The sequence below is a fragment of the Psychromonas sp. Urea-02u-13 genome (assembly GCF_002835995.1).
Lineage (GTDB): Bacteria > Pseudomonadota > Gammaproteobacteria > Enterobacterales > Psychromonadaceae > Psychromonas.
Genome location: NZ_PJBZ01000120.1, coordinates 1 through 10,143, shown reverse-complemented (window position 1 = coordinate 10,143; position 10,143 = coordinate 1). Strand labels below are relative to the sequence as shown.

Genomic DNA, 10,143 nt, shown 5'->3' with positions numbered 1-10,143 from the left:
GAGGCCGACAGTTAATCTATCGGTTGATAATTTTAGCTTACTCATTATTGGTCTCGATCAGATTGTCTTGGTAAGTGACAAAGTAGGACTCTATTTTAATGAGAATTTAAAAGAGAATTGTTGTTCACTGGTTATTTTTTCGATGCCTTTTAAAGCTGGCATAAATCGCTCTGTTTTAACAAAGTCTAGCACGGCATCATCTAATGCGGGATGACCACTAGAGGTAATGATTTTAGGGTTTTTAGTCTTGCCCTGCATGCTAACAATAAACTTAACATTAACACTGCCTTGTAGTTTATTAGATTGTGCCTTTTTTGGGTACTTCGGTTTATTGCCTGAAACAGCAATAGCCTGTTGTAACCCTTGCTCTGTTGCCACTGCTAGCGGTTGAACCGATTTCTTAAAGCTACGCTTAGGTTTATCGCTTGTTGTCTTACTTGGTTGTTGAATGGGACTGCTCGCTGTTTGTTTTAATAACGCACTAGTCAGTGACTCAGCTTCTATGACTTTTGTCTTTTTTACCACTTTAGGGACTGTTTTTTTCTTCTTCTTGGGCGCTTTTTTCTTTACCGGAGGCGCGGGCAGGTGCAAGTAAAAATCACGTTCGTAAAATTCACCCTTTAATAATGCACCATCACTTGCGGGGGTAGATTGAATCGACGCATAAAACGTTTTCAATTTAGCCGCATTGAGTTCTTCAATCGAGGCTACTGCTTTTGTCTGGTCTTTTTCTACTACTGGTATTGTTAAGGTAACTTGCTCAGCCGGAGTAAAGTTGTGTGCTTGCTGCTCTTTGTCTAGACCATCAAAACCTAAAGGAACCACTTTGTTATTGTTTGCTAACGCGTTTCTAGAGGCATCAGCAGACAACAGATCTGGCGCTTGGTTATTGTAAAAAAACAACGCATATAAAATGAAACTAATAATAATAAAAGGAAGATAACGCATCATTTGCTATTTACCTTGTGTGCTTGTTTAAGGTGCGCTGTTTCTTGTTGCTCTTGCAGCTCAACTTCATTAATCCCGTATAACTCTTGTTCTTCATCAACCGCCGTTTCATAGGTTTCAAGTAGCGATGAAGGCGCGTCATCGGCTATTTTTTTCTTTTTAGTGGGCGCGTTTAATTCATTTTTATACATATCAATCAGGGAGGATTGAGAGGTTTTATGCAGGTCTTGCATATCTTTATGTAAATTTACATTTACCTCGTCAGAGCCTTCTTTAAACTCGTAGTGATAAGGCATTTCACTTTGTTCTGCCACGGTTTCTGTTTCACTGCTTTCACTGGTAAGGCGCTTTTCTTGTAGTTTTACGATTTCACTGAGTTCATTAGTGATCAAGCATTTCTGCTGACAAATATGGTTAAATTCACTGCTCACGCTTTGTAAATGTTGCTCTAATTTAATCAGTTGAGTATGGAAGGTTTTATAGGGAATAAACGCAAGCAAGGCCACACAAAGGCCACTCGCTAAGGCGATGAAAGAATCTGCAATAGCACCAACCACCGCGCTCATTGTTTCAACCCCCTGTAGGCTCAAGGTTGTAAATGAATCAATAAGGCCTAATGTCATGCCTAAAAAACCCAATAAAATAGCGACGACTACTGAGTTTCCTAATATCGCTTGGCCCTGTGAAAGCTGGGTTATTTGCATTTTTGCATAGGAACCCATTTTCTCTAATGGTGGGAAGGGAAGGGTATTAATACCGTGTTTGAGCATGCTAAGTGCGGGTGTTTCGAGTGTTTGACAAAAAATAAGTGCTTGTTCTTTTTCGTTTTTATTCAGGGAAGCAAAGCAGTCGTTAATTAAAAAGTGTTCTTTTTTTGTCAGGTAAGTGAACCATGAAAAAGCACGTTCTAAACTGATAATAGTGACTAAAAAAGAGGTCAGTAAGAGTAACCACATTACCACGCCACCCTGTTGGAACCATTCGGGCATAGTGCTGGCAATTTGCTGCAAAAAGGTGGGGTCAATAGCGGTGCTTTTGATTACGGTTACTTCCACTGTCATATTCCATTCCTTAGCATTATGAGAACCACTATTTTAACGGTTAATGCTAAGGCAATCAAAAAATGATCCTAGAATTGCTTATCGACACCCATTCTTGATAAGTCTTTTGTTATGTTATTTTTTGACAGCCGTGTGATTTAAAATTAGAAGCTGTTGCTGTGTGGTTTTATCCACGATCTCAGCCGTTGTTTGTAACGCAATCGCCATGTTGTCTACCTTTGAAGTGGTTTTTAATAACATCAGGCTGGTGGGCTTTAATATCCAAAAATAGATTGCGATTAATGCACAGATTAAAATAACCAGAATAGCAATTAGGCTTAGAATGATGGTTAATTGAATGTTAGTGAATAGGTTATCAACGGCAGTTAAAATGGGTGGCGTAGATTTTGTTATCGTGGCTGGAATCTCTTTGATGGTATCTTGAAAAGTCGTCGATAACTGCTCGATATTCTCGAAAGTTTTAATGATTTGTGCCTGTTGTTCAGGGCTTATATTAGGGTGTTTAGCCATCTCTTGTAGCGCTTCTGATGCTTGCTTGATGGAACGATCTATATTTTCTGCCGATTGCTCTAGCTTGCTCAATTCAACCCCAATTTTAATATCCACTAAGGCTTGCGTGTTTTGTTCGACTGCAAATAAAGTCGTGCTGAAAAATGAAATAAGTAGGATAACGATTTGTTTTGTCATGATGAATCCTTTGCCTGTTGCTGGAATATTTATGTCGAAGAATTATGTCGAATATTTATGTCGAAGAACAATGCTGATGATAGGGGAGGCACTCATGTTTATCCATGTTTTACTCTACAAGATAGAGAATAAGGTGGAGCTCTATAGCGAATCTTGGTTTTACTGAGCATGTAAAAAGGGCTACATGAGTAGCCCTTGATTAACAGAGAGTTAGGTTGTTTTATAACTTAAAATCAGAAGGCGCCCAGGTTTTATCAAACCAAGCTTGTAATGGCCCATATAAACGTAACATTGCAAACCATGCTTTGTTGGGTGTGGTTTCTGTCCAGTTAGCGACAGGTTTTCCTTTTGGTGCTTTAGGCCCAAAATACAAAGTTACCGAACCATCTTCGTTATAAACTAACTTATCGCGTTTATTATTTTTACTTGGATAAGTAGACCCGCCCGGTACTTGTAATTCAGAGCGTGTTTGTGGGTCGTAAGCGACCATTGACCAAAAGTCTTTAGCAGGTGCATTGGCCGGTAAAGTGACTTGATAACTTTTTTCACCATATAAAATGTCGCCATTATTATCACCGGTTGTCATCGCGTAGTTAGAGCCCACGCCGGGTATTTGTAATGCCATTGCCGGTGTATTCACTGTCGCAAGGTAGAAGAATAGGGTGCGTGCATCCATATTTCTGCCCCCGTTGCCTGCATCTTTAAGCCATTGGTAATCACCGCCAATAAACCCTGTGTACCATTGCTTGCCAGGGAATAAGTAAGCGCTTTTATCGCGTGTTTTAAAGGCAATGCTACGTGCGGTTGCGTTACCCACTGCGACTGCATCTTTTAAGATGGCTTTCAAGTGCGCATCGGGATTAAAAGGTTTACCTTTTTCAATGCCAATGGCAGCTGCTTGGCCGCGTAGTTCTGGGTCTAAAAATGAAATCGGCTCTTTTTGTATAACGTGCCACAGCTCTTCATAGAATTTGTAATCATTGGCATGCACGGTATTAAAGAACTTTCCTGAACCGTTGGTAAATTGCATTTTTTTCGGTTTATTGGCGTTTGCTAGTGGGTAAATTTTAAGACCTATGCGCCACATATTTGATGCGTGATCTGGTTTACCCTCTTTTAAGAAACCACGTAAAATTAGCCAGTTATTATAACTTGTTGATTGAGCGACCCAGACTTTGGTCTTTTTACCCGCGATGGTCATTTCAATACGTGTATCTTTGTCGCGATCTTGCATACCATTTAAGGTCGGTGTTAAATCGCCTTGGTAATCAGGTGGCAAAATAACGTAAGTCCCGCCTTTTTTTGCATCTGGACCTGGAGCGCCCATATCTACCACAAATCGGAAATAGGCATCATTCACCGTGCCTGGACCTGCACCCGCTGGAATTTCTACTACAGTGACACCATCTTTTTCAAGGTCAAGCATGGCAGCCGCATAAACGGTATCGGTATTACCGGTTAAAAAGAGTGGGTTAGAATCCATTAGATCATCAAAAACCAATACTTGATTAGATTTTTCAACACCCATGCTTTTCATGCCTAAGCGAATGCCTTCAATTGAAGTGGCTGGAATGAAATTTAAAAACACATCCACACCGCGAATAAAGTCTAAGTTGTCATACACCTTAGTCAGCGTTTCTTGTGTTGGAATGCCATCGTAAAATTTCAGTGTACCAATGCGAGTTTCCACTTCATCAGGTGTCATGATTGATTCGGGAATCTTGTGGTTAAAACCCTCAGTTGCAGCTTCGCTTGCCCATGTAGGCGCGATAAAGGCCAAACTTGTGGCAATAAATAAGGCTTTAAATTTAAAGGGGATTTTCATAGTCACTCCTGGATGTTAATTAATTGTGAGTACTATATGAAATTTTAGTGAAAACAACAGCGTCTTTGCTTCAAAAGGTTGCCACAATCACGGAGGAGATAAAAAGATGCTTAATAGGGGTATTTATTCTTGTTGGTTCTGGTGTTGCAGGATTTATATTAATGAGCTTATGTGAAAGGTTGAAAGCAAAGCTAACAGGTGCCACGGAACCTTTTTAAATTACCGTGGTATGTTGAAGCCGCGTATTTACAATAATGACAAAATATTAGCTAAGTAGGTTTTATTGTTTTCAATGCAGATATCCGCACTAATAGAAAAGTGGTTCTTGAGGTTTTCTGCGTTTAATACCTGCGCGGGTGAACCATCACTTATAATGCCGGTGCTGCCGTCTTGTTGCTTACCAATTAAAATTAAACGGTCGCAATAACGGGCTGCTAAATTCAGATCATGTAACGCGGTGATCGCGGTTTTACCCGAGTGTGTTAACGATTGAATTAACTGTAATGTGGTTAGCTGGTGGCAGATATCCAAGCTGGCAATGGGTTCATCTAATAAGATAGTAGGAGATTGTTGGGCGAGTGCGCGGGCGATAATAACACGCTGTTTTTCACCCCCAGAAAGGGTATTCACATGACGTTGTTGCAGATGCAAAATGTCGGTTTGTAACATAGCTTGTTCAATCAGCTTTTTATCTTCAGGCTTTTCTAATTCAAAGGCGCCTAAATAAGGGTTACGGCCCATTGCAACCAACTGTTGCACAGTAAAAGCAAAAGGTAGCTCTATAGATTGAGGTACAAACGCAAGTTGTTTAGCTATCTCTCTGCGTTTTAATTTATCGATATGTATATCTTGTAATAACACTTCACCCGATTGTGTTTTTAACAAGCCTAATAACAGCTGCAATAGGGTACTTTTACCCGCACCATTAGGGCCAATCAGACCCACAAATTCACCTTTCTCAAAGCTAAGGTTAATGTTGGAAAACAAGGGTTTTTTATCAAAGGAGAAGTGTAATTTTTTACACTGTAATGGCATAGGTAGGTTAATAGGTAGGTTAATAGATAGGTTAATAGGCATTATAAACTCCCCGAAGCAAAACGTTGTTTAACTAATAAAAATAGAAAGAAAGGCGCGCCAAGTGCGGCGGTCACGACACCAAGAGGAATCGCTTGATCTGCAAATAAGGTATTTAAAAACAGATCTGCACTTAGTAAGGCAATCGCCCCGCCTAATAAGCTGGCGGGTAATAAATAACGGTGAGAAGGGCCAAGTAGAAGACGTAAAATATGCGGCACCACTAAACCAATAAAACCAATGCCACCAACAACAGATACAGAAGCGCCAACCATTGCAGTGCTGATAATAAGTAAGTTACGTCTTGCTCGGCGCACATCCACACCAACCGATAAAGCATGTTGTTCGCCAAGTAATAACAGGTCGAGCTGTTTGCTATAAAACAGTAAAAAGATAAAACCACTGATTACAATCGGTAGAATGATAAAAACATGGTCCCAAGTCCGCCCATCAAGGCCACCCATAGTCCAATAGATGATCATACGTGCCACGTCCCAGTTACTTAATGAGATAGCCAGCAAGAGTGATATCGCTGCCACGTTTAATGCACTCATCGCCACGCCTGAGAGTAATAAGGTGGTGACACTGGTTTGTCCGCGACTTGAGGCGATACGATAAACCAGGCTTAATGACAGTCCTGCGCCAATAAAAGCAAACAGAGGAATTGCCCAGGGAGAGAAGAGTGACGCACCGAGATAAATAGCGATCACAGCGCCTAATGATGCGCCTGATGAAACACCCAGTACCGAAGGAGAGGCAAGTGGGTTTCTGAACATGCCCTGCATGACTAATCCACATAATGCTAAACTCGCACCTGCAAAAAGGGCGATGATAATACGTGGTAAACGAATATCTAAAATAATGTTACGCTGCCAATCAATAATGCTTTTATTAGTATTTTGAAAAATGGATTCGCTAAGAATATCCCAAATCTGAGTCCCTGAAATATCGGTAGGACCTTTTAACAGCGCGCTGATTGCCAGTGCAAAAAATAGTGCGATTAACAGAGTAAATATGAAAGGGATATAACGGCTATTATTGAACATGTTCACTCACTTGCTGAAGGTTGATGCTAGGGTGTAATAATTTTGCAATCGCTTCTACCCCTTTGATTCGATGTTGTGAAACACTGCGCAACCAAATACCGGGAACGGCATAGACACGATTATTTTTAATCGCAGGTACATTTTGCCAAGCGGCTTTTGATTTTAAAATTTTTGCAGGAGAGTCTTCACCTTGTTGCTGATTGAATACCCATTGATTCATGACAATCACATCGGGCTGTAACGAAATAGCGACCTCTTCACTGATTCTTTGCTCGCCTTCTGAAATAACATTACGTGCAATGTTAATACCGCCAGAAAGGGTGATCGATTCATCCATTAGCGAGTTGCCACCCACGCTATAACCGTTCATATCGTAATATAATACCCGTGGTTTGGTTTTGTTTTTAACTTGCTCTTGGATGGTTTTAATCTGATTTTTTACGCGTTTAATCACAGTGTCAGCTTGTTTTTGTGTATCGGTAACGGTAGCCACCACTTGGATATTATTGAAAATATCATTAAAGCTTTTAAACTCACTGAGGCGAACAATAGCGATACCACTACGTAATAAATAACGCACAGTTTCTGGATTACTATAAGAGGCGACAAAAACGACATCCGGTTGCAGGGCTAACATCGATTCAATTTCACCCTTAGTACGACTAATCTCTTTATCGTAAAAACCCACAAGATTGGACAGGCTCGGATAATCAATATAACTGCTGACAGCAACTAAACGTTTGGGATCAATTAAATCTGCCAATATGTGGTCGGTGGAAAGTGTTGCGGAAAGAATACGCTGTGGCGGTTGTTCAAGCTGATAACTGATGCCGGTGACATCAATCAATGTTTTAGGAAAAGTTTCACCCACAACTTGGGTGGTGAAATTTCCATGGCCTTCTTCAAAGAGTACAAAGAGATCTTTTTTGAATTGAATAAATGCAATAAAGAGCAATAATAACAGGGCAAATAAAATCAGTTTGAAATTGTTCATTCTAAGCCTTGTTAATAGTTGAACTGAACAGAGAATGGTGATCACAGGCCTTAAGCCCTATCTTTTAATACGCTTGATACTTTCTTTTTTATCCCGTTTTATCAGTTTTCAGTCTAATAAAACGGGTTAAAGCATAACGAGAATTACTTAAATGTAACACCAATATAAGCAGTTATTGGATCTGTTCCATAGTCAGTAATGACGACATAATCTTTATCAAGTACGTTTTCTATTTTACCGTAAATAGCGAATCGACTTGTTATTTGATACTTAGCAGAAATGTTGACCAAGGTATAATCATCAAGTTCTACATAACCATAGTCATATCGCTCACCTACATAAGCAATACCAATACTTGCATTTAGATTACTCGTATATTGGTAATTGTTAGTGATGCTAGCACTGTGTTTAGGTCTACGAATTAATTCATTCTTTTCTGCAGTACCATCTTCTGTATTTAGATAAGTGTACTGGCTGCTAATAGTAAGAGCTCGTAATAATTTTACGTATGAGCTGACTTCAATGCCTTGCACTTTTTCATCTTGATTTTCGTATCCACCGAAACCACCTAATGTTGGATTCCAACGAATACCATCATTATATTCAGCATTAAAAAATGTAAGGTCAATGTAACCTGTATCTGCAAAGTTGTATTCTATACCAACATCCGTAGAGATACTTGTTTCAGGGTTCAAATCGGGTGTTGGATAGTCACCAAAAAGTTGACTGAAGGTAGGGTTTTTAACACCTGTTCCGTGGCTTGTATGTAAACGAATAGAGTCTGTTGCCCAAGCGCTTAAAGCTAGCTTGTAAGTGGCAGTATCATCAAATTCACTATTGAAGTCATAACGTGCAGAACCGGTGAAGAATACTTTGTTGATCCAGTTTAAGTTATATTCACCAATGACCGCTGAGCTATCCATTTCTTGTTCATCTGGTGTTGAGCCGCCATTCCAAGGTGAAAATGTATCTTTTTGAAGCTCACCAGCAACAGTAAAGCGATGATTAAAGTTATCAGAGCTTAATAAATAATCACTTTGAACTTCACCTTTTATCGTCTCTCCTGAGTTTTCAGTGTAATTGCCATAGTAGCCACGTGGTTCGAAGTTTTCAGATACCGTATCGGAATAAGAAACTGATAGACGATTGTTCCAATGGTTTTCAAATAAATTTAAATAGGTGTTTATTTTAGCGATACGGTTTGTATCTGTAGCATAGACATTATTATCTTCTTCAGGCACATAGCTTGTATCGTAGTCACTTTTGGCATCGCTATAACGCATAATGCCATCAATAGAAAAAAGAGAGTTAAATTGGTAACCTGCTTTTAAGCTCGCCATTTTATTTCTATAACCATCGGAATCTGGATCGTCCAGTTTGCCAGTCTTAGCACTGATTCCATCTGTTGCTAAATTAGATGCCGATAATGAGTAATGTGCTTTTTCAGTTGCGCCGTTAATATTAACGTATTGTTTTGTGTAGTTATTGCCACCAAATTCAATGTCGCCACTGGTATGGAAGCCTTGCTGACCTTTTTTGGTGGTAATGTTGATAACCCCACCGAGAGCATCACTACCCCAAAGCGCACTTTGTGATCCTCTAATAACTTCAATTCGCTCAATGCCATCTGTCATTAGGTTGGCAAAGTCAAAACCACCACTTGCAGATGATTGGTTTGTTACTTTTACGCCATCAATCACAACAACAGTGCTTTCAGAAGCTGCTCCACGTATGAAAACGGATGTCTTGTTACCAATTCCGCCATTAGAGGCTACAGATATGCCAGGGGCATTTTGTAAAACTTCAGCCACTGTTTTTGCTTGTGTTTTTTCAATATCTTTTTCGGTAAATACAGTTATTGCTGTGCCTGTTTCTGTACGGCTTTTTTCATCAACAATTAAAGTGGTATAACCTTTGTTAATGCTGATGTTCATTCTTTCTGATTGGGATTGGCTATCGTCAGTCGCTAGAATTTGAGCGCTGTATAAGCTTAGTAGGGCAAGTGCGATAGGTATGTGGCGATGTATAGACATGAAACTTCCTTATAAAAAATAAAATTCGGAAGTTTTCTTTTGGCCATATGACAGCAAAATAGAGAAACTTCCTCTGGTTCGCCACAACATGTGTATACGCTCTAAAAAACCAACCCGTTAATTAGATAGTGACGTTTTTATGCTGGTATCTGACTATTAGTTTTACTGTGTAAAACCTTTTACAGTTGCGGGGGCAGTGACTATGCTTCCCATTTAATCATTTCGCTGAATAAGCGATGAACATAAAAGAGGGCGATTATATGAACTTTAAGCTGGCTGTCAATATATGTGATGAACTGAGTTGGCGCTGTTTATGAAAAAAATTCATTAATCAAAGAAAGGTAAACATGCTGTATCGAGCAACGCCTTGAATTAAAAGCGGTCCGAGATGTTATTTTTCAATTTTTTGGTTAAAATCATGACTTATTTACATAAAATTTAATATGTGAGTATTCATGTTTAATAAACTTTATCT

8 protein-coding genes and 1 riboswitch are annotated in these 10,143 nt (G+C 39.5%); all 8 genes read right to left on the bottom strand.

The genetic code is table 11. From position 1 onward, the window contains the following. Nucleotides 1-90 precede the first annotated feature (90 nt). Nucleotides 91-951, bottom strand: coding sequence for an energy transducer TonB (locus CXF74_RS19770; protein ID WP_101084245.1), 861 nt, complete (start codon nucleotides 949-951; stop codon nucleotides 91-93). Next, nucleotides 948-2,009: a MotA/TolQ/ExbB proton channel family protein gene (locus CXF74_RS19765; protein ID WP_101084244.1), complete on the bottom strand. Its 1,062-nt coding sequence runs from the start codon at nucleotides 2,007-2,009 to the stop codon at nucleotides 948-950. Before CXF74_RS19765 ends, CXF74_RS19770 begins: the two co-directional genes overlap by 4 nt. Before the next feature lie 114 nt (nucleotides 2,010-2,123). After that, nucleotides 2,124-2,696, bottom strand: coding sequence for a hypothetical protein (locus CXF74_RS19760; RefSeq protein WP_101084243.1), 573 nt, complete (start codon nucleotides 2,694-2,696; stop codon nucleotides 2,124-2,126). Nucleotides 2,697-2,916: 220 nt separating this feature from the next. Further along, nucleotides 2,917-4,521: a DUF1254 domain-containing protein gene (locus CXF74_RS19755; protein ID WP_101084242.1), complete on the bottom strand. Its 1,605-nt coding sequence runs from the start codon at nucleotides 4,519-4,521 to the stop codon at nucleotides 2,917-2,919. 246 nt (nucleotides 4,522-4,767) lie between these two features. Beyond that, complete coding sequence (locus CXF74_RS19750) at nucleotides 4,768-5,598, bottom strand: ABC transporter ATP-binding protein (protein ID WP_232772598.1); 831 nt, start codon at nucleotides 5,596-5,598, stop codon at nucleotides 4,768-4,770. Next, nucleotides 5,598-6,641: a FecCD family ABC transporter permease gene (locus tag CXF74_RS19745; protein ID WP_101084241.1), complete on the bottom strand. Its 1,044-nt coding sequence runs from the start codon at nucleotides 6,639-6,641 to the stop codon at nucleotides 5,598-5,600. The genes CXF74_RS19750 and CXF74_RS19745 overlap by 1 nt, the downstream gene beginning before the upstream one ends. After that, a complete protein-coding gene (locus CXF74_RS19740; RefSeq protein WP_101084240.1) occupies nucleotides 6,631-7,635 on the bottom strand; it encodes an ABC transporter substrate-binding protein in 1,005 nt (334 codons plus the stop codon). The genes CXF74_RS19745 and CXF74_RS19740 overlap by 11 nt, the downstream gene beginning before the upstream one ends. A 143-nt stretch (nucleotides 7,636-7,778) precedes the next feature. Then, nucleotides 7,779-9,668: a TonB-dependent receptor domain-containing protein gene (locus tag CXF74_RS19735; RefSeq protein WP_101084239.1), complete on the bottom strand. Its 1,890-nt coding sequence runs from the start codon at nucleotides 9,666-9,668 to the stop codon at nucleotides 7,779-7,781. 123 nt (nucleotides 9,669-9,791) lie between these two features. Beyond that, nucleotides 9,792-9,929, bottom strand: a riboswitch (cobalamin riboswitch). Between the last annotated feature and the right edge of the window lie 214 nt (nucleotides 9,930-10,143).